The organism is Alcanivorax profundi (genome assembly GCF_003597125.1).
GTDB lineage: Bacteria > Pseudomonadota > Gammaproteobacteria > Pseudomonadales > Alcanivoracaceae > Alcanivorax > Alcanivorax profundi.
Genome location: NZ_QYYA01000001.1, coordinates 1 through 24,252, shown reverse-complemented (window position 1 = coordinate 24,252; position 24,252 = coordinate 1). Strand labels below are relative to the sequence as shown.

The 24,252-nt window shown below is 56.6% G+C and carries 18 protein-coding genes and 1 pseudogene; 7 read left to right on the top strand and 12 right to left on the bottom strand.

All coding sequences use genetic code 11. The features are described from left to right. Nucleotides 1-59: 59 nt before the first annotated feature. The 5 genes from D4A39_RS00095 to D4A39_RS00075 form a co-directional block, all read right to left on the bottom strand. Nucleotides 60-662, bottom strand: a complete 603-nt coding sequence (locus tag D4A39_RS00095) for a peroxiredoxin (RefSeq protein WP_102790301.1) — start codon at nt 660-662, stop codon at nt 60-62. 158 nt (nt 663-820) lie between these two features. Next, nucleotides 821-1,546 (bottom strand): PepSY-associated TM helix domain-containing protein, encoded by a 726-nt coding sequence (locus tag D4A39_RS00090; RefSeq protein WP_119917285.1) that lies wholly within the window; start codon nt 1,544-1,546, stop codon nt 821-823. A gap of 166 nt (nt 1,547-1,712) precedes the next feature. Further along, complete coding sequence (gene grxD / locus D4A39_RS00085; RefSeq protein WP_102790299.1) at nt 1,713-2,045, bottom strand: Grx4 family monothiol glutaredoxin; 333 nt, start codon at nt 2,043-2,045, stop codon at nt 1,713-1,715. A 417-nt stretch (nt 2,046-2,462) separates the two neighbouring features. Continuing rightward, entirely contained in the window at nt 2,463-4,655 is a 2,193-nt protein-coding gene (locus D4A39_RS00080) for a TonB-dependent receptor family protein (RefSeq protein ID WP_102790298.1), read from the bottom strand. 95 nt (nt 4,656-4,750) lie between these two features. Continuing rightward, a complete protein-coding gene (locus tag D4A39_RS00075) occupies nt 4,751-6,313 on the bottom strand; it encodes a hydantoinase B/oxoprolinase family protein (RefSeq protein ID WP_119917284.1) in 1,563 nt (520 codons plus the stop codon). A 215-nt stretch (nt 6,314-6,528) separates the two neighbouring features. Between D4A39_RS00075 and D4A39_RS00070 the strand changes: the two genes are divergently transcribed. The 3 genes from D4A39_RS00070 (at nt 6,529) to D4A39_RS00060 (ending at nt 9,747) form a co-directional block, all read left to right on the top strand. Further along, on the top strand, nt 6,529-7,713 hold the full coding sequence (locus tag D4A39_RS00070; protein WP_119917283.1) for an aspartate aminotransferase family protein: 1,185 nt from the start codon (nt 6,529-6,531) through the stop codon (nt 7,711-7,713). Next, on the top strand, nt 7,710-8,618 hold the full coding sequence (gene argF, locus D4A39_RS00065) for an ornithine carbamoyltransferase (RefSeq protein ID WP_022983984.1): 909 nt from the start codon (nt 7,710-7,712) through the stop codon (nt 8,616-8,618). The genes D4A39_RS00070 and argF overlap by 4 nt, the downstream gene beginning before the upstream one ends. A gap of 73 nt (nt 8,619-8,691) precedes the next feature. Then, entirely contained in the window at nt 8,692-9,747 is a 1,056-nt protein-coding gene (locus tag D4A39_RS00060) for an ABC transporter ATP-binding protein (protein WP_022983985.1), read from the top strand. A gap of 151 nt (nt 9,748-9,898) precedes the next feature. On the opposite strand, the gene D4A39_RS00055 is transcribed toward D4A39_RS00060, so the two are convergent. The 5 genes from D4A39_RS00055 to D4A39_RS00035 all read right to left on the bottom strand — a co-directional run bounded on the left by D4A39_RS00055 (nt 9,899) and on the right by D4A39_RS00035 (nt 16,553). Further along, nucleotides 9,899-11,002 (bottom strand): GGDEF domain-containing protein, encoded by a 1,104-nt coding sequence (locus D4A39_RS00055; RefSeq protein ID WP_022983986.1) that lies wholly within the window; start codon nt 11,000-11,002, stop codon nt 9,899-9,901. Continuing rightward, complete coding sequence (locus D4A39_RS00050) at nt 10,999-12,102, bottom strand: GGDEF domain-containing protein (RefSeq protein WP_022983987.1); 1,104 nt, start codon at nt 12,100-12,102, stop codon at nt 10,999-11,001. Before D4A39_RS00050 ends, D4A39_RS00055 begins: the two co-directional genes overlap by 4 nt. A gap of 360 nt (nt 12,103-12,462) precedes the next feature. Then, on the bottom strand, nt 12,463-13,950 hold the full coding sequence (gene glpK / locus D4A39_RS00045) for a glycerol kinase GlpK (protein WP_022983988.1): 1,488 nt from the start codon (nt 13,948-13,950) through the stop codon (nt 12,463-12,465). Between the two features lie 238 nt (nt 13,951-14,188). Beyond that, a complete protein-coding gene (locus D4A39_RS00040) occupies nt 14,189-15,805 on the bottom strand; it encodes an ATP-binding protein (RefSeq protein WP_119917282.1) in 1,617 nt (538 codons plus the stop codon). Between the two features lie 25 nt (nt 15,806-15,830). Then, nucleotides 15,831-16,553 (bottom strand): response regulator, encoded by a 723-nt coding sequence (locus D4A39_RS00035; RefSeq protein WP_102790289.1) that lies wholly within the window; start codon nt 16,551-16,553, stop codon nt 15,831-15,833. A 644-nt stretch (nt 16,554-17,197) separates the two neighbouring features. Between D4A39_RS00035 and D4A39_RS00030 the strand changes: the two genes are divergently transcribed. From D4A39_RS00030 to D4A39_RS00015, 4 genes are all read left to right on the top strand, one after another. After that, entirely contained in the window at nt 17,198-20,083 is a 2,886-nt protein-coding gene (locus D4A39_RS00030) for a ribonucleoside-diphosphate reductase subunit alpha (protein WP_022983991.1), read from the top strand. A 117-nt stretch (nt 20,084-20,200) separates the two neighbouring features. Next, a complete protein-coding gene (locus tag D4A39_RS00025) occupies nt 20,201-21,493 on the top strand; it encodes a ribonucleotide-diphosphate reductase subunit beta (protein WP_022983992.1) in 1,293 nt (430 codons plus the stop codon). Nucleotides 21,494-21,726: 233 nt separating this feature from the next. Then, nucleotides 21,727-22,884, top strand: a complete 1,158-nt coding sequence (locus D4A39_RS00020; RefSeq protein ID WP_119917281.1) for a DUF3800 domain-containing protein — start codon at nt 21,727-21,729, stop codon at nt 22,882-22,884. 21 nt (nt 22,885-22,905) lie between these two features. Further along, nucleotides 22,906-23,457 (top strand): hypothetical protein, encoded by a 552-nt coding sequence (locus tag D4A39_RS00015; RefSeq protein WP_119917280.1) that lies wholly within the window; start codon nt 22,906-22,908, stop codon nt 23,455-23,457. A gap of 88 nt (nt 23,458-23,545) precedes the next feature. Here the strand turns inward: D4A39_RS00015 and D4A39_RS00010 are convergent. Together D4A39_RS00010 and D4A39_RS00005 are read right to left on the bottom strand one after the other, a co-directional pair. Beyond that, a pseudogene (locus D4A39_RS00010) lies at nt 23,546-24,109 on the bottom strand (integrase core domain-containing protein); the annotation flags it as partial. A 13-nt stretch (nt 24,110-24,122) separates the two neighbouring features. Beyond that, nucleotides 24,123-24,252, bottom strand: a 130-nt coding sequence (locus D4A39_RS00005; protein ID WP_147393865.1) for an IS3 family transposase, incomplete at its 5' end; no start/stop codon positions are given.

The following is a 24,252-nucleotide window of genomic DNA, read 5'->3' as shown; positions in this document are numbered from 1 at the left end:
GCGAGCGGGCACAAAAAAAGGGCCGCTAAAAAGCGGCCCTTTTTTTGTGCCTGCGACAATTACAGCTTGTCTGCATTACCAGACAGGTACTCGGCTACGCCATCCGGGGAGGCGTTCATGCCGGCGTCGCCTTTCTGCCAGCCAGCCGGGCACACTTCACCGTGCTCTTCGTGGAACTGCAGGGCGTCAACCAGACGGATCAGCTCTTCCATGTTACGACCCAGCGGCAGATCGTTAACGATCTGGCTACGTACCACGCCGTTCTGGTCGATCAGGAAAACACCACGGAAGGCCATGCCACCTTCAGACTCTACGTCGTAGGACTGGGCGATGGTGTGGTTCATGTCAGCGGCCAGGGTATATTTCACCGGACCAATACCGCCTTCGTTGATGGGGGTGTTACGCCAGGCGTTGTGGGTGAAGTGGCTGTCGATGGACACGCCGATCACTTCCACACCACGCTCCTTGAAAGCGTCCATACGGTGATCCAGTGCGATCAGCTCGGACGGACATACGAAGGTGAAATCCAGCGGGTAGAAGAATACCAGGCCGTACTTGCCCTTGATGGCTTCGGACAGGGTGAATTCGTCAACGATGCTGCCATCGCCCAGGACGGCAGGAACAGTGAAATCCGGTGCGGGCTTACCAACCAGAACAGCCATGTTTATCTCCTTGTGTGAGAGGGGTAAAACCGGGGACATCACGTCCCGCGAAACTGTGCTCTATCATGGGGATTCCGGCGCGGCATGCAACCGGCTTTGTTGCGGAATCCAACCAATTGCTCAATGAATAGGCAATTGGGGCACTTCTGCAGCCATCTTTAGCGGCGGCTTCGACTCCAGATCACCGTGCCGGTAATGGCCAGAATGGTGAGTACCAGGGCCGCGAAGTCCATCACCAACTGCCCCGCCACGCCGGCAATCCGGCCCGCGTGCAGATCCAGCAACAACCGCTGCCAGGTCAGGGAAGGCGGCACACTCTGGTCAATCAGGGCTTTTTCCAGACCGTTTGGCAATGGCCTGGCGTCCAGCGGCTGCCAGTCCCCCTGATACGGACTTGCCATCAGCTGGTCCACGTCGTAACGCAGCAATCCATCGCCGGTGTCCAGGATCAATCCAGTGTCATCACTGCCCAGATGTTCAAAGGCCGGTAACCCATAGGCCTTGCCGATGCGTTCCACCAGCTGACCATTGCCGTCCAGCAGCATCAGCTCCTGCCCGCAACCGACAATCAACAGTCCGTTGTGGCGCGCAACCCCATGCAATGGCGGCGTGCAATGCAGAGTGTCAGCACCATCCACATACAAGCGCTCATTCAGTTCTGCATACCACTGACCTTCCAGAGAATAGCCCCTGATGTCGCTGGGCACCGGCGCACCGTACCAGCGCGCCAGCAAGGGCGACATGGGCTTGCTGGACCAGCCAAGGGACTCGATGTGATTGAGCATCACCCCCGTAATCGACAGCACCAGCACCGGCAATGCCACCGCCAGCCCCAGCCAGCGGTGCCAGCGACGCCACTGGCGTGTAGGGTTCCGTTTTTTCACCTAGCTACCTCAATGAGGCCAATAATCCACGTCGATTGTAGGCGCTAATGCATTAGGGCCAACACCGGAACCTCCAGCAGTCTGAGCAAAACCGTCAAGAGCCCCACACGCAGGCATAAAAAACCCGGCGCTGGGCCGGGCATTCATTCATTACAGAGTAACGAGATCAGTCGCTGCCGCCAGTCTCTGCCGCTGCGCCATCCACCAGCTCCTTGAGCTGACCGGAGCGATACATGTCCATGATGATGTCGCAGCCACCCACCAGCTCGCCACCCACCCACAGCTGGGGATAGGTCGGCCAGTTGGCATACTCCTTCAAACTCTGACGAATTTCCGGCGCTTCCAGGATATTCACATAGGCAAACGGCTTTCCCACCGCGGTCATGGCTTCCACCACCTGAGCGGAGAAGCCGCACTGGGGGAACTGCGGGGTGCCCTTCATGTAAAGGATCACCGGGTTTTTTTCGATCTGGTCTTTGATGACCTGAATAACATCCATACTGAACTACCTGGCGTTTTGAGGGGGTTGATTGGCTCTATTCTAGCACTGATGGCCCTGCTCCTCCCAGATGGGGCCGGAGAGCCACGCCTTCAAGGGTCACGGAACAGAAAAGGGGGCCGAGGCCCACCGCTGTCCCACATTTTTCAGGCTCCTCTTTGGGACAGGCCCCTCTTCCTTTGTGGGAGCTTGCTTGCAAGCGAATTCGGCCTTTGCGAACACGTCTTCGCCTGCAAGCAAGCGCTTACCCTGGAAGAATCTAGGGAGCCTCTGAAGATTGGCTCACCGCCAATTCATGTCTTCATATCACGAGATACCCTGCCGGCATGTCAGCCCCGCAGAGCTCCGTCAAGCAGACACAAACTGTGGGACAGCGGTGGGCCTCGGCCCCCAGTTCTGTTGTCACCGCTTTCCACCTCAGAAGCGTACTTTCATGCCCACATAGCCAGTGCGCGGCTTGTTGGGGCGAGCCCCTGCGGGATCACGGGAGACAATTTCCTGATCGTCAAACACGTTATCCACTTTGGCATACACTTCCATGTCGCTATTCACGTGGTAGGTGGCCACCACATCTGCGATCACGTAGTCACTGGTGCGTTTGAACGTGGTGCTCTGACCAGTACGGTCACAGCTGTTGTCGATGCACATGCCATCCGTGTGGCTGACCGACATCAATGCAGACCAGGCAGCGGCTTTTTCCAGGCCGAAGGTCAGGCTGGCCAGATGTTCAGGCAGGTAAGGCAGCACATCGCCATCCAGCACGGACAGATCATCAGCGTCCCTGGTGATTTCGCCATCGGTGTAGGTATAGGCCAGCCGAACCGGAACTCGCAGGCCATTGTCACCCTCCCAGGCCACGCTGTTCAGCCCCACCTCCAGACCGCGAACCTCGGATTCACCAAAGCTCTGGGTGCCGGAATCATTGCCATTGGGACATGGATTGGCGATGGAACAGTTCTGGATCGTGTTCTCATAGTCGCTGTAGAACGCGATCACATCGGCACTGAAGTTTTCCTGCCAGTAGCGGAAACCGGTTTCATAGTTAACACTCTTTTCCGCCTCGGTACCTTTCTGGGAGGAGGCTCCGGCCGGCGCAAACCCCTGATGCACACCAGCCAGCAGTGACCAGTTGTCATTTAGCAGCCAGGTGGCACCCAGGCCCGCCATCAGCTCTTCGTTGCGGTTTTCTGTCCGTGAACTCACCGTGTTGCGAGCCGGGTCACCCCAGCGCTTGCTCTTGCTCTCCACGTTCTCGTACCGCAACGAGCCGGTGACAATGAAATCCCCCACATAAGCGTGATCGATGATCCAGGCCGACATGGCATCGGCATTTTCCAGACGGTTATCACCGCCGGTGGGCAATGTGGACGTCTGATACACCAGGCTGCCATTAGTCTGATCGAAGGTGTCCGTGGGCTGATAACGATCCACTTCGTCCTGGTGGTAGCGGGCCCCTACGATCAGATCATTTTGCACAGAGCCTACCTGGAACTGGTGACTCAGTTCAGTCTGAATTCCTTCAGAAATGTACTCACGGTTGTTGTTCTTGAACACTAGATCAGAGGCGTCGGCGCTACCACGCAGAACTGCTTGCTTGACTCCACCATTGGTGTTGGCATCCGACACATAACCACCAATGCCCTGGCCATCAATACTGGCCAGCTTGTACCAGTTGCGGTTGAACTCGTTGCGGTACACTACAGAGTTCAACCGGGTATTTTCAGCAAACACCAGAGTGTGGCGCAGGGACACCGCATCCCTGTCATTGTCCATCTGGTCGATATCACTCATGCCGTAACGCCGGTTGGCATCACGCTCAAAATCCCGGTCGGTCAGCCCCAGATAGGTTTCGTCGGAGACTTCGCTGGAATGCTCCAGTTTCAGTTCCAGCGCCTGCTGGATAGCGGCGGTTTCCGGAGCCTGCCAACGTAGCTTGGCTACATAATCACGCTTGTCAAAACCACTGTCACGGTTGGAACGGTCAATATCCTTGAAGCCCAGGGTGCGTTGCTGATGCGCTTCCAGCATGAAACCAAACTGGCCCTCAGTGGCGCCATAATAGGCATGAGCTCGCTGAGATCCGTCCTCTCCACCTTCCACATTCACCATGCCTGAAGCACGGGCAGGAATCGGGGTAGACAGGAAATTGATGGCACCCCCAACAGTGAAGGGACCGTAGCGCAAGGTGTCTGGACCTTTCAGGACTTCAACGCCATAGAAACGACCAGCACTGGGAAAATAATAGGCTGCCGGTGCAGCGTAAGGTGCCGGGGCAATCAACACCCCGTCTTCCATGAGAGAAACCTTGCTGGAGCGGTCACGACCGGAGCCACGAATACCGATGTTCGGACGCAGGCCATAACCTTCTTCTTCCTGGAAATACACGCCGGGCACATCTCGCAGAATGCGGTGCACATCCGTGTTTTCCTTTTCTTCCAAATCTTCGTTAGACAGTACGTAAGCAGAACCACTGATACTGAAAGTATCCTGGCGATCCCCGAGGATCTGTACCGGTTTCAGTTCATTGGTCTGATCCGCAAAAGCCGGAGCTGCTCCGGTAGCCATGGCAGAGGCGATGGCACAGCAAATTAGGCGACGCTGTAAATGCATAAGTATTCCTTCCCGACGCAAATGCAAAAAATGTAAACATCGTAAGCACGGGAAGAATACAGTGAAGAAGAACCAACTTCAATTATTTATCATTCTCATTTATACTTCGTATCGTAATACCCTCCCCCGCCAGGAGAGGCTACCAGCAACCGATCACCGACTCTGGCGGCAAAACCAGTCTTTGACGGCAACAACCTGCCGTTATGCCGGTTTTCCCCCACTGCGCCATTCTTTCCGCCCGCCAGCCCCCAGGGCGCGGAACGGCGGCGGTCTGTGAGCAGGGTGACCTGAGCTTCCGCAAGAAACTCCAGCTCACGGACAAGACCATCCCCACCGCAGAACACTCCGGCCCCACCGCTGCCATGGCGAATACGGTATTCCAGTACCCGCAGCGGATAATGAGCCTCCAGGCTCTCGATGGGGGTGTTCAAAGTATTGGTCATGTGGGTATGCACAGCGCTGAGTCCAGCCCCGCCCGCATGGGCGCCGGCGCCACCGGCCATGGTTTCGTAATAATCCCAGCCCTGCTCCCCTGAAGCGCCCATGGCCACATTGTTCATGGTGCCCTGGCTGGCGGCGGGCACCGCCTCCGGGGCCGCCTGGGCCAGGGCGCCCAGCACCACATCCACCACCCGGGAGCTGGTTTCCACGTTGCCGGCAGCCACGGCCGCCGGACGATGGGCATTAAGCAAGGATCCCGGCGGTGCGGACAGGCTGATGGGACGGAACAGACCATCGCAGGCCGGCACATCATCATCCATCAGACAGCGAAAACAGTAGTAGGCCGCGGCGGCGGCCACCGATAGCGGGCAATTGATATTGCCGGCCACCTGATCCGCCGTGCCGGTGAAATCCAGCGATGCACTGTCGCCCTCGATACGCAGGGTCACCGAAATGGTGATGTCCTGCTGACCCTGACCGTCATCATCCATCACGTCCGTAAAGTGGTATTGTCCATCCGGCAGCGCCGCAATACGGGCGCGGGCGCGTTTCTCTCCGTAGGCATTGAGGGCATCGAACCCCTGACCAATACCTGCCTGGGTGGCCGCCATCTCCGCCAATCGGCGGGCCCCGGTTTCACAGGCGCTGGCCTGGGCAGCAAAATCCCCGAACCGCAGGTTTTCCATGGGCGGCGAATCGGCCCCTGGCAGCGCCTCCAGACCTGCCAGACGGCGGCACAGGGGAATCTGCCACTGACCAGCTGCTTTCAACAGGGTGGGGGCAATCACCAGCCCTTCCTGTGTCAGATGGGTGGACACCGGCATGGAACCGGGACTGTGCGCGCCAATATTGGCATGGTGGGCCCGGGTGACCGCAAAGCCGATCAGGGCGCTGTCCGCCGCATACACCGGTGCGACCACGGTCACATCCGGCAGATGGGTGCCGCCCAGATAGGGGTCATTGACCACCAGCAAATCGCCTGGCGTCCACTCGCGATTACTGACCAAATCAGCCATGGCATAGGCCATGGAGCCCAGATGCACCGGGATATGCGCCGCCTGGGCACAGAGCCGCCCCTGCGCATCGAAGATCGCGCAGGAGAAATCCAGCCGATCCTTGATGTTGGGCGACAAGGCACTGAGCCGCAGCACCGCCCCCATTTCATCACAGATACCGGAGAGGCGATTGGCGAAAATGCTGAGCTGGATGGGATTCATAAGGGCAATGAACAGTGAACAGTTAATAGTTAACAGCTAAAAAAACAGTGACAAAATCAGGCCGGCCCCAGCCTACCCTTATTCGCTGTTCACTGTTAACTATTAACTGTTCACTAAAATGTGCGCTATCATCGGCGGTTCCCGGCAGCCCACAGCTGCCGTTTTTTGTTTCAGCGAGGCTGAAACAGACGAATTTGCGTTAACGAGTCAGGGTAATGAGTCAGCAATATTTGATTCCCACCTACGCACGGCAGCCTGTAGCGTTTGTGCGCGGTGAAGGGGTGTGGCTGTTCGATGAGAACGGTGACAAGTACATGGATGCCATCTCCGGCATCGGGGTCTGCAACCTGGGACACTGCCATCCGGCGGTGAGCCGAACGCTGGCCGAACAGGCCGGGCAGCTGATGCACACCTCCAATCTGTACCGTATTCCCGCCCAGGAATCCCTGGCTCAGCGTCTGTGTGAGCTGAGCGGCATGCAGAGCGTGTTTTTCTCCAATTCCGGGGCCGAAGCCAACGAGGCAGCCATCAAGATTGCTCGCCTGTATGGCAACCGCAAAGGCATTACCAAACCCGTGGTAGCCGTGATGGAAGGCAGCTTCCATGGCCGCACCATGGCCACCTTGTCGGCTACCGCCAATGCCAAGGTGCAGGAGGGCTTCGGTCCGTTGGTAGAAGGCTTTGTCCGGGTGCCGTTCAATGATCCGGATGCGGTTGCATCGCTGGCCGGCAATCCGGATGTGGTGGCGGTACTGGTTGAGCCAGTGCAGGGCGAAGGCGGCATCAATATCCCGAATGCAGGCTACCTCACCGCTCTGCGTCAGCTCTGTGACCAGAATGACTGGCTGCTGATGCTGGATGAAATCCAGACCGGCAACGGTCGGACCGGGCATTACTTTGCCTGCATGGGCGAGAATGTGGTGCCGGATGTTCTGACCACAGCCAAAGGCCTGGGCAACGGTTTCCCCATCGGCGCCTGTCTGGTCGCTGGCAAGGCTGAGGGCGTGTTTGGACCGGGCAACCACGGCAGCACCTATGGCGGCAACCCGCTGGGCTGCGCCGCGGCCCTGACGGTGGTCAACACTCTCACTGACGACGTGGTCGACAGCGTCAACGACAAAGGCGCCTGGCTCAAACGCGCCTTCGAGACCGCACTGGCGGATCTGCCCCTGGTGTCTGAAGTACGTAACAAGGGCCTGATGCTGGCCATTCAGCTCGACCGCCCGTGCGCGGAACTGGTTAACCTGGCACGTGAAGCCAGCCTGCTGATCAATGTAACGGCGGGTTCCGTGGTGCGGTTGCTGCCACCGCTGGTGATCAGCCAGCACGAAATGCAAATGCTGGTGGACGGCCTGAGCGGTGTAATACGCCATTTTGCTGCTGCCCAGGAGGTCGCATGACTCGCCACTTCCTCACCCTCAACGACCTGACCTCCGACGAACTGGGTTACTTGATCCAGCGCGCCATTGAGCTGAAAACCATGCAGCGCAACGGCCAGCGTCACGAACCCCTGCAGGGCAAGACCCTGGGTATGATCTTCGAGAAGTCTTCCACCCGTACCCGGGTGTCGTTCGAAGTGGCCATGACCCAGTTCGGCGGCGCCAGCATTTTCCTGTCGCCCCGTGACACCCAGCTAGGCCGCGGCGAGCCGATTGAAGACTCTGCCCGGGTACTGTCACGCATGGTCGATGCGGTGATGATCCGCACCTTTGATCATGCCACGGTGGAAACCTTTGCCGCCCATTCCGCGGTGCCGGTCATCAACGCACTGACCGACGATTTCCACCCCTGCCAGCTGCTGGCCGACATGCAGACCTTCGTGGAGCATCGCGGCAGCATACAGGGCAAGAAAGTGGTCTGGGTCGGTGACGGCAACAACATGTGTGCCAGTTATATCAATGCGGCCAACCGCTTCGACTTTGAACTGGTGATCAGCAGCCCGTCAGGCTTTGCGCCCAGCGAAACGTTGATGGGCCGTTACCCGGAGCGGGTCAGCCTGCAGGGGGATGTACGTCAAGCCGTGAAGGGAGCCCATCTGGTGGTGACCGACGTGTGGGCGTCCATGGGACAGGAAGACGAACAGGAAAGTCGCCTGAATGCGTTTGAAGGCTACCAGGTTACCCCTGAACTGATGGACCTGGCCGATACCGACGCCTTGTTCATGCACTGCCTGCCTGCCCATCGCGGCGAGGAGGTCAGCCACGAAATGATGGACGACCCCCGTGCTGTCGTCTGGGACGAAGCCGAAAACCGCCTGCATGCCCAAAAGGCGCTACTGGAATTCCTGCTGACCGGTCAGCATTGAGTCAACCCTCTGCATGATGTGCCTGGCAGAAGCCGTCCATCTGACAGGCCAATGAAGCGTGGAGCCTACGACCATGAACAAGGCATTGCTGAGTATTGAAAACCTGGCCTGTGGTTATCACCAACAGGCCGTGGTGAAAGATCTCAGCCTGTCACTGGCGGCAGGCGAAATTGCCTGTTTGTTAGGCCCCAGCGGCTGCGGCAAGACTACCACGCTGCGAGCCATTGCCGGCCTTGAACCGGTGAGCGGTGGCAGTATTCGTATCGGCGACCACACCGTTTCCAGCCTGCAGCAACAACTCCCTCCCGAACAACGTGGCCTCGGCATGGTCTTTCAGGAGCACGCCCTGTTCCCCCACCTTACTGTTGCCGATAATGTCGCCTTCGGTCTGCGCAAATTGCCAGCCGGACAGCGGGATGAACGGGTCAGGGAGTGCCTGGCACGGGTTCGACTGGCCGGCATGGAAACCCGTTACCCCCACGAATTATCCGGCGGACAACAACAGCGGGTAGCACTGGCCAGAGCACTGGCCCCTCGCCCGGCCTTGTTATTGCTCGACGAACCCTTTGCCAGCCTGGATCTGGATTTACGTCGCCAGCTGGCGCGAGAGCTAGGGGATATTCTGCGCGAGGAAAACGTCACGGCCCTGATGGTCACGCACGACCAGGAGGAAGCGTTTGCGCTTGCCGACAAAGTCGGCGTCATGAACAACGGCGAGCTGGAGCAATGGGATACCCCGTATAATATCTACCACGCTCCTGCGACCCGGTTTGTCGCCGAGTTTGCCGGCTACGGCGCCTTCCTCCGTGGTGAGGTCACCACTGCCCACAGCGTACTCACCAGTCTCGGCGAAGTCTCTGGCCGGCGTCAGGATACCCTGACACCAGGTACCGCCGTGGACGTTTTGCTTCGTCCCGAAGATCTGGTCGCCGACGAAACGGCCACCCTCGCCCTGCCAGTGACCCGACGCCAATTCACCGGTGCCACCATCCTTTATCACCTGCGCATCAGCGCCAATGAGACCCTGCTCTGCCAAACCGATAGCCACATCAACGTGCTGGAAGGCGATGCCCTGCATGTCAGGCTTGGGACCAAGCATTTGGTCACTTTTTTAGTTAACAGTGAATAGTTAACAGCTCGCGAGTTCGCGATGCTCTGAATTTGAAATGCATGAGGCCGCGCCCAGAGTCAGGACGCGGCCTCATGCATTTCAAACCCAACCCCGTGTTATTCCGCGGGTTTTCGCTGTTAACTATTCACTGTTAACTGTTAACTGCTGTTCACGCCACCTGACTCTGATCCCGCCCTCCACTCTTGGCCTTGTAGAGCCCTTCATCGGCACGGTTGATAAGAGTATCGATAGTGTCGCTGTCACGATACGCAGCGACACCAATGGACAAGCTGACATTCGCCGGCCCCCCTTCAGCCCCGAAGCTCTCTTCGCGCCAACGCTTACGCAAGCGCTCAGCCACGCGCACCGCGCCCAGCTCATCACTTTGCGGCAAAATCAGTAAAAACTCCTCGCCTCCGAGCCGGCCAAAATAGTCGCCATCGCGCATACCCGCCATCGCCACTTGCGAAAAGCGACGCAATACCCGGTCGCCCCATTCATGACCAAAGCGGTCGTTGATCTGTTTGAAATGATCCAGGTCCACATAACAGACCGCGAAGGGCAGTTTCTTGCGCAGCGCCAGTGCACGCTGACGCTCCATGATTTCCAGCAAGTGGCGACGATTGAACAACCCGGTAAGATCATCTCGTATCGCCATCTCTCGCACCTGCTCTACCGCTTTGGCCAACTCGCGATTCTTGTCTTCGAGAGTATTGCGCAAACGGTTGATGCCTCCTCCTGTGATCGCAAAACTAATGGCAATCATGGAGAACACCAACCACTGCAAGGCCTCGACGGAAAAGCTCAACTGGATCCAGCGGTCATTCAGTGCCAGCCACAACATGACCGCGTAGGAAGCGCTACCGAGGACAGCCACTGCCACCATGGCCTTGCCTGACAAACGGAATGACACCAGCAACAAGCCAGCAAAATACAATGTCACCGCGCTAAGACGGAACTCATCGACGTAGTAGCCGCTGATCATGAAAACCAGCGTGAAATGCAAGATAAGAAACAGCGACAGTGATGGCTCACGAAGTTTGATCGTCCAGCCCGACACCAGAAGAAGCTGATAGACCAGCAGTGACCCCCACACCCCGGCCAACAACATCAGGCCGCTTTCGATGCTGATCTGGAGATAACCCTGCCGAAAGTAAAGCACGCACAGCAACGTATGCATGGCCATAATCGCAATGGCAGAACGGCCGTGACGTTTCAAAAGGCGTCTCTCGTTCAGCGTAAATCGCTGCGCCTGGCGAAGATCCTGATTCATTGCGACTCATCCACGGTTAGACGGTCGCGTCCGGATTCCTTGGAGCGATACAACGCCTGATCTGCGCGCCTGACCACACTGGCCGGCGATTCATGCGCATCAAGCATGGCCAAGCCCGCAGAGACGGTGACAACAAGCCCTGGTGCCTCGTCATATCGCTGGCTGCGCATCCCCAGCAAGATCCCTTCAAGCAGATTGACCGCCTCGTCGCGGTCACTGACCGGCAGCACCAGCATGAACTCTTCCCCACCCAACCGTGCGGCAAAGTCCTGCCCGCCAAGATGTCGCCGCACAACTTCCGAAAAACGGACCAACACACTGTCACCGCAACTGTGCCCATACTGGTCGTTGATACGCTTGAAGTGATCCAGGTCCACATAGGCCACAGCAAGAGAAAATGCTCCCCTCGACGCCTGACCACAGGCCTTTGCCAGCAGCTCCATGGCATGACGGCGCCGATAAAAGCCCGTCAACTCATCCTTCACCGCCATTTCATGAATACGTTCAACCACCTCAGCCAACTGCTGGTTCCGTTTGCCCAGCAGGCTGCGGATGGCAGAAATCTCTGACGCCAGCAACGTCACTGCGGCCACCATGACTGAGAACAGCCCCCACTGCATCCACTCCCCACGCAGATCAACCACTTCCGGCCAGTAAACCCCAACTACCCCGAGGATCACCGCGTAGCTGAGCACACAGTAGAGAGCCAGGACGACAAATTGACGTAACGATGCCTGCAGCACGCCCAATTGCACCACGGCAAAGAAAATCATCATGACGCAAAGTCGGGCCTGGTCTACCACCAGCGCGGTTACCAGTAGCCCGGTAGTGGACCACACCATCAAGGGGAAAATCATTGCCGGCTCGGACAAACGCCGGTTCAGCCCCAGCAACATGAAAGTGAGGAAGAGCAGGTGGCCGCCCCAGATAATGGCAAACAACGGATAAAAAACAGCATCACCACCACGGAAAAAATCCAGCTGCAGTGTGATCCAGCATAGCAATGTGTGGGCACCACCCCCTGCCAGTATGGCAAACAGCACGCGGCGCACACGCTGACCCTGCATGGCCGCAGGGTGAAGGGCCAAAGTATGATCCATGAAGGATTCCCAAAGAGTGTGGCATCCCACCCGCACCACACCGGTATGACGATTTAGTATTATTTATGAGCCAATACTAATGCTAAATGCCTATTGGTTCACAGTTTGACCGTCTACCAATTCGCACCGCCTGTCGCCAATGCACGGTAAACAACTGATTTACTTGGGGAAGCCAACACTGGCGGCAACGGCCTCCCGTTACCATCGGCGCCACTCCTGATGACGAGATAGACGCCACTTGGGCAGAGAACACCCCGCGGACGGGGGGAGAATAAGCACAAAGGGGAAAAACAGAAACGAAGCACCGGCACTCCAGCCCTTCACAAGGTGGCGAAGTGCCGGATCAGCCCCCCGAAAAAATCAGTGACTGGCATCCCGGCAGACGCGCGCAACCGCATCTCGCCATCCGCGGTAGCCGCGCTCACGCTCGCTTTCTTCCAGCATGGGCGTAAATTCACGCTCACACTGCCAACGCGATGCCACCGCCTCCAGCGAGTCATATAACCCCACACCCAGCCCGGCAAGGTAGGCGGCGCCAAGCGCCGTCGTTTCCGTTACCTGGGGGCGGTCGACACAGACGCCCAATACGTCTGACAGGGTCTGGCTCAGCCAGTTGTTGACCACCATACCTCCATCGACTCTCAGGGTTGTGGGCCGGGTACCACAGTCCGCAGCCATGGCATCCAGTAAATCCCGCGATTGGTAGCACACCGCCTCCAACCCGGCAGTGACCACTTCGGCAATCCCCGTATCACGGGTCAGCCCAAGTAAGGCACCGCGGGCATGGGGGTCCCACCAGGGCGCCCCCAGGCCGGTAAATGCCGGCACCAGGTACACCCCGCCGGCAGACCCCGCCCGCCGGGCCAGAGCCTCGGTTTCGCTGGCATCGCGTATCAGATTAAGTCCGTCGCGCAGCCACTGGATGGCCGCCCCGGCCACAAAGATGGAGCCCTCAAGAGCATAGGTGGTCTTGCCATTGACCCGGTAACCCACCGTCGTCAACAATCGATTTTCCGAGGCCACCGCTTCCCCGGTGTTCATGACCATAAAGCACCCCGTGCCGTAGGTACTTTTCACCATCCCCGGGGCAAAACAGGCCTGGCCAACCAACGCCGCCTGCTGATCTCCGGCAATACCCGCTACTGGCACTGCTGCACCAAGCAACTCCGGGCATGTCAGCCCAAACTCACCGGCGCTGTCCCGAACCTCTGGCAAGACCGACGCAGGCACCTGAAACAGTGCCAACAGTTCTTCGTCCCAGCACTGACGGTGAATATCGAACAACAGCGTCCGCGAGGCATTGGTGGCGTCAGTCGCGTGCACCTTGCCGCGTGTCAGTTGCCACAACAACCAGCAATCAATGGTTCCGAAGGCCAGCTCACCAGCCTCAGCCCGTTGCCGTGCGCCAGGAACATTGTCCAGCAACCAGGCCAGTTTGGTGGCAGAAAAATAGGGATCCAGCAGCAAACCGGTGCGCTCACGAACCAGCGCTTCGTGGCCTGCATCCCGTAATGTCTCACACGTCGAAGCGGTTCGTCGGTCCTGCCAGACAATCGCCCGCGCCAACGGATCTCCTGTGGCACGATCCCACAGTACCGTCGTTTCACGCTGGTTGGTGATACCGATAGCGGCGAGTTGCTGTGCCTCCACATGCGCGTTGCGCAGCGCCTCACGACATAGCGTCAAGGTGTCGTTCCAGATCTCCTTGGCATCATGCTCCACCCAGCCATCCGACGGAAAATGCTGCCGGAACTCCTTCTGCGCCTGCCCCATGGCATGCCCATCGGCATCAAAGACAATGGCGCGGGTACTGGTCGTGCCCTGATCTATGGAGAGGATGTATGACATGCGGCGAACACCTTGTTGTTTTGAGAGCCGATGAATAATGGCATGTGCGCCCTAACGATGACCGGCAGAGACGCAAAAGCAGCGGCATTTTACCCGGGGACCCGCCAGCAGATTGCGCGATTTCGGACACGTTTATGGACAAAGCCGGACGCACTGACTAATGAAACGAAAAGCCTTGCTTTGCCGCAAGGACAACGTGTCCGGTAGATTACCGCTCGTGTGGCGACTTCTGGCGCGGCTACCCCATTCGCCCCAACACGTGTTGCTCCTGCTGGGTGCGCGGCAGCTCCACGGTAAACCGGGCGCCGCCTGCCGGGCTTTCCTCGACGCGAATCTCACCGCCATGCCAGTCGACGATGCGCTTCACGATCGACAACCCCAGACCATAGCCACCACTGGCGCGATGGCGACTTTTGTCCAGTCGGGCAAACGGCTTGAAGACCCGCTCACGCTCGTGTTCAGGGATCCCGGGGCCATCATCATCGACATATATCAGCACCCGGCCCTCAGATTCCTGCACCCGCATGACAATTGAGGAACGGGCATAACGCAATGCATTGGTGACCAGATTCTGCAATACCCGGTGCAGGTAGCGCTCTTCCGCCTCCACATCCAGCCCCAGGCTGGCGCATTCGACAGTAATCGAGGTATCGCCACGAATGGTCTCCAGCTCTTCTCGCAACTGCTCACACAGCTCTGCCACCACCACCGGCGTAAACTCAATATTGGGCGTGCCCTGCTCAAGACGGGCATAGGTAAGAATTTCATCGATCAACTGATCCAGCTGTTCGATGTCGTGATCCATGGCATTGAGTTTTTCCCGGCGCATATCAGCAGACTCAATATCTGCCAGCATCTCCAGTCCGAATCGCAATCGCGCCACCGGGGTCCGCAACTCGTGACTGACCGCCCGCGTCATTTCCCGCTGCGACTCAATCAACCGACGAATGTGCGCTGTCATGCCGTTAAAGGTTGCTGCCACCTGGCCAATGGCATCGTTGCCTTCGATATTGGCGTAAGCCCCCAGGTCACCGGAACCCAACTGACTCACAGCCCGATCCAGTTGCTTGAGACGTCGCTGCAACGGACTGACCTGCAAGTACGTGGCAAATGCCACGGCGATCAGGCTCAAGGCACCTGCGATCAACAGCAACTCAATGGGGAATTGATCGAACAGGCTGAGCGGCCCCAGCATCAATAACATGCCTGTCTGCGCCACGGGGGCAAAGATCCGGATACTGGAGTCACGGCGGGTGCTGTCATCCAGAGCAATCACCACCTCACGTCGGTTGAGACGCTGCTCCTGCTCATTATCCAGACTGACACTGTCGCGGCCCACCAGACTCAAACTATAGCCAAAATGCTGTTGCAACCTGGCCAGCGCAGGCTTCCATTCCTCTTCCGGGAAATGAGACAGATGATTGAGGATAAGCACCGCCGTAGCACGCGCCTGCTGCTCAGAGACCTTGGTCATTCTGGTGGTAATGTAGGCATCCTCACCCGGCAACTGGAACAGGATATCGGCATAGCCTTCACTGTCATTGAGCCGCATCACCACAAGACCGTCACTCAGATGAAGCTCCTCGCGATAGCCCAGCTCCAGCGCTTGCGCATTCTGGAGCGAGATTTCGGCATTGAACAGCTTGCTGAGGACCTGACTCCAACGTTCCCGCTCCGCGGGCTCATAACGCTGGTAACCCTCCGCCATCAGATAGAAGGTGCCACGCGCCATGGCTTCCCGGTACAGGTCCGAGCGGTAATGGTTCACCAGCTCCACAGAGGCATAGGTGATGGCGCCAATAAAACACAACGCCAACAGCAGGCCCCCATAGAGCCGCAGGAAGATACTATTCAAACGTCACCCGCGTGCGGCTGAAAAATCAGGCCGCGCCGATTTCCTTGACGAACAGATACCCCTTCGACCGTACGGTCTTGATGCGCTTGGGGTTTTCCGGGTCATCCCCGACCTTGGGTCGAATCCGCGAAATACGCACATCAATGGAACGGTCCTGACCGTCATATTGAATACCGCGCAGTTTTTCGAAAATGGTTTCGCGAGACAACACCGTGCCGGCGTTGGACGCCAACAACCACAGCAGGTCGTATTCCGCGCTGGTCAGATCCACAGATTCCCCTGCCAGGGTGACTTCCCGGGCGGAGTTGTCGATCACCAGGACACCGAATTCCAACCGTGCCGGAGAGTTATCGCGTTCGCTGTCAGTTTCCACCCGGCGCAGCAGGGCACGAATCCGTGCCAGCAGTACCCGCGGCTTCACCGGCTTGGCCACATAATCGTCCGCCCCCATTTCCAGGCCCAGCACCTGGTCCATGTCGTCGGTTCGGGCCGTCAGCATAAGAATCGGGTTCTTGTACGCGCTGCGGACTTCCCGGCACACGGTCAATCCGTCTGCTCCCGGCAACATAAGATCGAGAACCACCAGATCCGGCTGCTCGGCACGAATCCGGCGAATGGCCTCTTCCCCGTCACTGACGACGGTCACATCGAGTCCATTGGCTTGAAGATATTCACAGGTCAGATCGGCGAGACGCTCATCGTCTTCCACGATCATGATGGCTGGCGGGTTATCCTGAACCGTTGTCATCCCGTCCTTATCCTTTTAGATGTCCTGTCATTATTGTCGTTGTTCGCAGTGCCAACCCGGCAACTGTTACAAACGTATCCCTACCGCATGTTTATACGCATCCGCATTCCCCACGGCAACCTGCAGGAAGGTTGTAAGGCGCCTCAGGCCCCGATTTCGGGGTGGCTTTTCCGTTGACAAACACAATATCTAGTGTTCCCCCGCACGGAAAAAGTGCGCCGGCAATGCACCCACATTGCTCCACAACTTATCCACAAAATTTCCCCAGGCGAAATGCTTGCAAAACCGCGGAGCCAACTATAACTTGTACTGAACTCGAGCGCCGACCCCAATATGTTGGGTTTTTGTTAAACCGTCACGAGTTTTTGATCTGTCCGTAATGAATATGAAAAATGCCAGCGCGATCAGCTGCTTAGAGCATTTCAACCACTCAGGAACAACGGCAGGCTCATGGAAGGGACACAAGATATAGTGGTTAGCAGGCAAAACACCCTATACCACCAAGCTAAACGTATTTTTCGCGCCATGATTCAGTGTCATGGCGCTTTGCGTGGTTAATCCCACGCGCCCCTGCTGAACAACAGCAGCTACAGACATCACAACAGACAGAACAGCACCACAACGAGCACAACGGAGAGGGCAACATGCAAACGGATATGAGCCAGAACCCGCAGGGCGCTGCCGCCCAGGCCGGTGACAGCACCGAACAGGACCAGAACATTGCCAGCACAGCACCAGGCCAACTGCGCGTCATCAAGCGCAACGGCAAGGTTGTCAGCTACGATGATGACAAGATCACCGTGGCCATCAGCAAGGCGTTTCTGGCCGTAGAAGGCGGCACTGCTGCCGCCTCGTCCCGTATCCACGATGTGGTTGCCCGTCTGACCGAGCAAGTCAGTGCCACCTTCAAACGCCGTATGCCCTCCGGCGGCACGATCCATATTGAAGAGATTCAGGACCAGGTAGAGCTGGCCCTGATGCGCAATGGCGAACACAAAGTGGCCCGCGACTACGTGCTATACCGTGACCGTCAGGCGCAGAAACGTGCCGAGCAGGCCAGCCAGTTCCCGGAGCCCACCCACAAGGTGGAAATGTCCGTGACCATGGAAGACGGCAGCAAGGCGCCGCTGGACATGGGCCGCCTTGAGCACCTGATCCGCACCGCCTGTGAAGGCCTGGACGACGTCCACGCCGACAAGATCATCACCGAAACCGTCAAGAACCTGTACGACGGCGTCTCCATCAACGACGTCAACACCTCCATGGTGATGACCGCACGCACCCTGATCGAAGTGGAGCCCAACTACTCCCAGGTCACCGCTCGCCTGCTGATGGACAAGATCCGCGCTGAAGCACTGCAGTACCTGGGCGTGGCCGAGCGTGCCAACCAGGAAGAGATGAACGCGCTGTACGGCGATGCCCTCGCCGCCTACATCAGCAAAGGCATCGAGCTGGAACTGCTGAGCCCGAAACTGGGTGAATACGACGTGGCCCGCCTTGGCGCCGCGATCCAGGGCGACCGTGATCTGCAGTTCACCTACCTGGGCCTGCAGACCCTGTACGATCGTTACTTCATTCACCACAACGATACCCGCATCGAGCTGCCGCAGTGCTTCTTCATGCGTGTCGCCATGGGTCTGGCCATCGAAGAAGAGAACAAGGAAGAGCGCGCCATCGAGTTCTACAACCTGCTCTCCAGCTTCGACTACATGAGCTCCACCCCGACCCTGTTCAACGCCGGCACCTTGCGTCCGCAGCTTTCCAGCTGCTACCTGACCACCGTGCCCGACGACCTGCACGGCATCTACGGCGCCATCCAGGACAACGCCATGCTGTCCAAGTTTGCCGGCGGCCTGGGGAACGACTGGACCCCGGTGCGCGCACTGGGTTCTTACATTAAAGGCACCAACGGCAAATCCCAGGGCGTGGTGCCGTTCCTGAAAGTGGTCAACGATACCGCCGTCGCGGTTAACCAGGGCGGCAAACGCAAGGGCGCGGTCTGCGCCTACCTGGAAACCTGGCACATGGACATCGAGGAATTCCTCGAGCTGCGCAAGAACACCGGTGACGACCGTCGTCGTACCCACGACATGAACAGCGCCAACTGGATTCCCGACCTGTTCATGAAGCGTGTGCTGAACGAAGAAGACTGGACCCTGTTCAGCCCCAACGACACCCCGGACCTGCATGACTTGTATGGCGAAGCCTTCGAAAAAGCCTATACCGCCTACGAAGCAAAAACCCGTACTGGCGAACTGAAGCTGTTCAAGCGTCTGCCGGCCACGACTCTCTGGCGCAAGATGCTGTCCATGCTGTTCGAAACCGGCCACCCGTGGTTCACCTTCAAGGATCCGTGCAACCTGCGTAGCCCGCAGCAGCACGTGGGTGTGGTGCACTCTTCCAACCTGTGCACCGAGATCACCCTGAACACCAACAAGGATGAAATCGCTGTCTGTAACCTGGGTTCCGTGAACCTGGCCCAGCACGTGGATGAAAACGGTCTCGACACCGACAAGCTGCAGCGCACCATCAACACCGCTGTACGCATGCTGGATAACGTGATCGACATCAACTACTACAGCGTGCCGCAGGCAGAAAACTCCAACATGAAGCACCGCCCCGTGGGCCTGGGCATCATGGGTTTCCAGGATGCGCTGTACAAGCAAGGCATCAGCTACGCCTCCGAAGGCGCAGTGCAGTTCGCTGACACCTCCATGGAAGCGGTGAGCTACTACGCCATCCAGGCCTCCGCCAAACTGGCCGAAGAACGCGGTGCCTACCAGACCTTTGACGGCTCGCTGTGGAGCCAGGGCGTACTGCCCATCGACTCCATCGACATCCTGGTCAACCAGCGTGGCGAAGATTACTGCAAGGTGGATCGCAGCCAGACCCTGGATTGGGACAGCGTGCGCGAGATGGCCAGGAAAGGCATGCGTAACTCCAACGTGATGGCGATTGCGCCGACGGCGACCATTGCCAACATCACCGGGGTGTCCCAGTCCATCGAGCCGACTTACCAGAACCTGTACGTGAAATCGAATCTGTCCGGCGAGTTCACCGTAGTGAACCCGTACCTGGTCCACGCCCTCAAAGAGCGTGGCCTGTGGGACAACGTGATGGTCAACGATCTGAAGTACTACGACGGTTCCGCGCAGCCCATCGAGCGTATTCCTGCCGATCTCAAAGAGCAGTTCCGCACTGCCTTTGAAGTGGAAACCCGCTGGATCGTGGAAGCCGCCAGCCGTCGTCAGAAGTGGATCGATCAGGCCCAGTCCCTGAACCTGTACATCGCGGAAGCCAACGGCAAAAAGCTGGACGTGACCTACAAGATGGCCTGGTTGCTGGGTCTGAAAACCACTTACTACCTGCGCGCCATCGGTGCGACCCAGGCAGAAAAATCCACCATCAACGATGGCAAGCTCAACCGCGTGTCTTCCAAAGTGGAAGAAGAGCCGGCGGAGTTCAGCCAGGCCGCTGAAGTACCGCAAGCCTGCTCCATCGACAACCCGGATTGCGAAGCCTGTCAATAAGCGCTCCGCGCTCGCAGCGGCTTCACGCGACAGGTGTGAAGCTGCTGCCGTCACATAATGAATACGCAAGCGGTGACCTGACGACACCAAACTTGTTAGAAAGGAATGGAGAGAAACATGCTGAGCTGGGACGAATTCAATGCGCAAGAGACGCCTGCCGCCAAGCCGCAACCAAAGCCCGCAACGCCGCCGCAATCTGAGACGGTTTCTGGCCAAGCGGCATCTGCACCTGAAGCACCGGCACCGGGAAGTGCAGCGGATGCTGGAAATTCAGGAAGCGATGAACTGCGAGGAAGAACCGACAACGCCGTAAGCGATGCCGTCGAACGCGCCCAGGCCGCCGTGGCCAAGATGGACGTAGCCGAAGGCGTTGCCGAACTGGAAGGCACTGCCGGTCGTGTAGAGGTTGACGACAAGCGCATGATCAACTGCCGCGCCGACCTCAACCAGCTGGTACCGTTCAAGTACGACTGGGCCTGGCAGAAATACCTGGATGGTTGTGCCAACCACTGGATGCCCCAGGAAGTGAACATGAACGCCGATCTGGCACTGTGGAAACGCCCCGACGGCCTCACCGAAGACGAGCGCCGTATCGTCAAGCGTAACCTGGGTTTCTTCTCCACCGCCGATTCCCTGGTCGCCAACAACCTGGTGCTGGCCATCTATCGCCTGATCACCAACCCGGAGTGTCGCCAGTACATCCTGCGTCAATCCTTCGAAGAAGCAATCCACACCCACGCCTACCAGTACTGCATCGAGTCCCTGGGCATGGATGAAGGTGAGATCTTCAACATGTACCGTGAGATTCCTGCCGTGGCCAAGAAGGCGCAGTGGGGCATCCAGTACACCCGCGACCTGTCCGATCCGGAGTTCAAGACCGGCACCGTGGAAACCGACAAGGCACTGCTGGAAAACCTGATCGCGTTCTACTGCGTACTGGAAGGCATCTTCTTCTACTGTGGCTTCACCCAGATCCTCTCCATGGGTCGCCGCAACAAGATGACCGGCGTCGCCGAGCAGTTCCAGTACATCCTGCGTGACGAATCCATGCACGTGAACTTCGGCGTAGACGTCATCAACCAGATCAAACTGGAAAACCCGCACCTGTGGGACCAGGCCATGCGCGACAAGGCCACCCAGATGATCCTGGAAGGCACCGAGCTGGAAATCCAGTACGCCCGCGACACCATGCCACGCGGAGTACTCGGTATGAACGCCGCCATGATGGAAGAGTATCTGCAGTTCATCGCCAACCGCCGTCTCGCCCAGCTGGGCCTGCCGGAGCAGTTCAAAGGCGTGAACAACCCCTTCCCGTGGATGAGCGAAATCATGGACCTGCGTAAAGAGAAGAACTTCTTCGAAACGCGGGTGACCGAATACCAGGTCGGCGGTGCGCTGAGCTGGGATTAAGAAGAATAGTGTGCGGGGACATTAGAGGGGGCACGCGGGACACATGAGAGTAGCGAGCCCTCTGACAAATCAGAGGGTTACAACCTTCTCTCTCGCCAAGCGTCACAGACACAGGCCTATTCCCGAATACGTTGCCAAGGCGGAAATAGGCACTGTTTTAGAAATACTGTCCAGCCACATTCCCTACTTTCTCCACAATGCCCCCCCTCATACCCATATGAGCAACAAGGACGATGCCGAAAACTGCCTTCATTGACGAGTCTGGAAACCATAACCTAGACACTACAAAACCTGGGTCTTCGTCATATTTTATTGTTTGCGCAATCATCGTTGACGACAACGAACTAGATGCATTCAACATTGCAGCAGAAAAAATCCGGCAAAACCATTTCCATGAGAGCGAAATAAAGTCGTCTAAAGTTCGAGCTAAAGACGGCCACAAGCGCCATATAAAAATATTAAATGACATACTAGATTTAAAATTCACATTTTATGCCCTAGCTGTAGACAAGAATCGCATCTATAAGGATAGCGGACTTCAACACAAGCGGACGTTTATAAAAAATTTAAACGGAAAGCTTTACGGATCACTATTTCAGCATTTCGCAGAGATAAAAGTCATAGCAGATGAAACCGGGAATCAAGACTTTTCGAGATCATTTAAACGCTATGTCGATAAGAACCACATCCCCGATCTCTTTAGCAGCTCATCTTTCGGGCTTGCTTCAAGCCAAGAGCATATTGGCGTACAGATAGCCGATTTCATTGCTGGCACTTTAGCCCAAGTATACGAAAACAAATCCAACACAAAATTAGAAGAAGAGTACGAAAAACTAATAAAACAAAAGTCCGTCGGGTTAGACGAATGGCCCCCAAAGTTTGCACAGGCGCCCTCAGCACCAGCCACATCTAATGCTTTCGACAAAACCATCATGGATTACGCCTTCAGGCAGGCACATCTCTTTTTGGACAACAACAGCTCAAACCATAGTGATGATATCAAAATGCAGGTTTGCGCATTAGATTTTTTAATATTTCAAAGCCATTGGAATAATGCAATCGACTATATTCCAACCCACTCACTAAAAAGTCATTTAAGAGAAAGTGGATACAGCGAGATCTCAGACCAAGTACTTCGATCATCAATCATCGCCAAGCTCAGAGATGCCGATGTTCTAATTGCTAGTTCAAACAAAGGTTATAAAATACCAAGCAAATTAGCAGACCTTCACGACTTTGTTGCAAGGGTTGATTCACAAGCAATCCCGCTCTTAAAGCGACTCAACAAAGCAAGAAAAAACATCCTAATGGCGACCTCAAACGAAGTTGACATCTTGCAAAGCGATAAATCTCCAGCACTATCAAACATTATTTCCAAAGTGGAAATTTAAGACCAACGAATAAAAGCCCAAATGGAAGAATTTAAGGAATTCGACAAACTCGAACATGCTGATGAGCGGAATTTGCACTGGTGCATTTTCGATCCAGAATCAGGCCATTCACGCCAAATCACAAAGCAAGACTTTTACTCAGCTTTATCAGCGATCACGCTGAATGAAAAAGTCCCAAATACCGTTTTGAGCCAGTTCAATATTGCCAAGAATATCGCAATATATTCATGGAACTGCTATTCATTCCATCAAGTATGCGAGATGAAGGTTTATTCGACGCTTGAGTACGCTCTGAAGGATAGATTAGAAAAGCAGGCGCCATTCCCCAGGTTGATAAGAGCAGCAATCAGCAGAGGCTTGGTAATGGATAAAGGGTTTTCTCACATAAAAACGATGAGCGACAAAGACCCAACGGAATACTGCCGAACCCTAGCGAACATAATGCCAAAACTAAGGAACAGTCTCGCGCATGGAGGGAGCGCCCTCCACCCAGGCTCATTATCAACATTGATAATCTGTGCTGAATTTATAAATCAAATTTACCTAAACCAGCCCCCAGAAAAATATGTCTGAATACAGGCTAACCAATGAAATAATGTGTAGTAATTCAGACTTGATCTGACAGTTACCGGTTTTTCAGAAGGTGTCTGTCAGGTCAAGTTCAGCCTACGAACTTTTCCTTCCAGATCGATTTTCCATCCAGCAAGGTGGCTAACGGGGTTCTGCCACAGCACCTCTTGCCTTGATGGGTGCGTTCATTGTTGTAGTAATCCAGCCATACGTCCAGATCTTCCTGCAACGCCTCCAGGCTGCCGTAAATATTTCGGCGTAATGCTGGCTGATAGAACTCCTGCAGAATGGTTTTGTGGAAGCGCTCGCAGATCCCGTTGGTTTGCGGGTGTCGTGCTTTTGTGCGCGTATGCTCGATCTCATTTAGCGCCAGGTACAGCTGGTAATCATGCTGCTCCACCTTGCCGCAGTACTCGGTGCCACGGTCGGTCAGGATACGCAGCACTGGTAGTTCATGAGAGGCGTAAAACGGCAGTACGCGATCATTGAGCAAGTCTGCCGCAGTGATCGGTGTCTTGGTCGTATACAGCTTGCAGTGCGCCACTTTGGCGTACGTATCCACGTAGGTCTGCTGATACACCCGACCAACGCCCTTGAAGGTGCCTACGTAGAAGGTGTCCTGTGAGCCTAGGTAGCCAGGGTGGGCTGTGTGAATCGCCACCAGTTCTCTAGACACTTATCAGCCGTTCTTGGTGACGCTTTTCATACTCTACCGGTGACAGCTTTTCATTAGAACCATGGCGTCGCCGGTTGTTATAGAACATCTCGATATAATCAAAAATATCTGCCCGGGCGGCA

Bases quoted from the DNA above. Each gene is read 5' to 3' on its own strand.
- D4A39_RS00050 (WP_022983987.1), bottom strand. From the start codon at position 12,102: ATGGATCATACTTTGGCCCTTCACCCTGCGGCCATGCAGGGTCAGCGT.
- D4A39_RS00060 (WP_022983985.1), top strand. From the start codon at position 8,692: ATGAACAAGGCATTGCTGAGTATTGAAAACCTGGCCTGTGGTTATCAC.
- D4A39_RS00030 (WP_022983991.1), top strand. From the start codon at position 17,198: ATGCAAACGGATATGAGCCAGAACCCGCAGGGCGCTGCCGCCCAGGCC.
- D4A39_RS00075 (WP_119917284.1), bottom strand. From the start codon at position 6,313: ATGAATCCCATCCAGCTCAGCATTTTCGCCAATCGCCTCTCCGGTATC.
- argF (WP_022983984.1), top strand. From the start codon at position 7,710: ATGACTCGCCACTTCCTCACCCTCAACGACCTGACCTCCGACGAACTG.
- D4A39_RS00055 (WP_022983986.1), bottom strand. From the start codon at position 11,002: ATGAATCAGGATCTTCGCCAGGCGCAGCGATTTACGCTGAACGAGAGA.
- D4A39_RS00015 (WP_119917280.1), top strand. From the start codon at position 22,906: ATGGAAGAATTTAAGGAATTCGACAAACTCGAACATGCTGATGAGCGG.
- D4A39_RS00095 (WP_102790301.1), bottom strand. From the start codon at position 662: ATGGCTGTTCTGGTTGGTAAGCCCGCACCGGATTTCACTGTTCCTGCC.
- grxD (WP_102790299.1), bottom strand. From the start codon at position 2,045: ATGGATGTTATTCAGGTCATCAAAGACCAGATCGAAAAAAACCCGGTG.
- D4A39_RS00020 (WP_119917281.1), top strand. From the start codon at position 21,727: ATGCCGAAAACTGCCTTCATTGACGAGTCTGGAAACCATAACCTAGAC.
- D4A39_RS00025 (WP_022983992.1), top strand. From the start codon at position 20,201: ATGCTGAGCTGGGACGAATTCAATGCGCAAGAGACGCCTGCCGCCAAG.
- D4A39_RS00035 (WP_102790289.1), bottom strand. From the start codon at position 16,553: ATGACAACGGTTCAGGATAACCCGCCAGCCATCATGATCGTGGAAGAC.
- D4A39_RS00080 (WP_102790298.1), bottom strand. From the start codon at position 4,655: ATGCATTTACAGCGTCGCCTAATTTGCTGTGCCATCGCCTCTGCCATG.
- glpK (WP_022983988.1), bottom strand. From the start codon at position 13,950: ATGTCATACATCCTCTCCATAGATCAGGGCACGACCAGTACCCGCGCC.
- D4A39_RS00070 (WP_119917283.1), top strand. From the start codon at position 6,529: ATGAGTCAGCAATATTTGATTCCCACCTACGCACGGCAGCCTGTAGCG.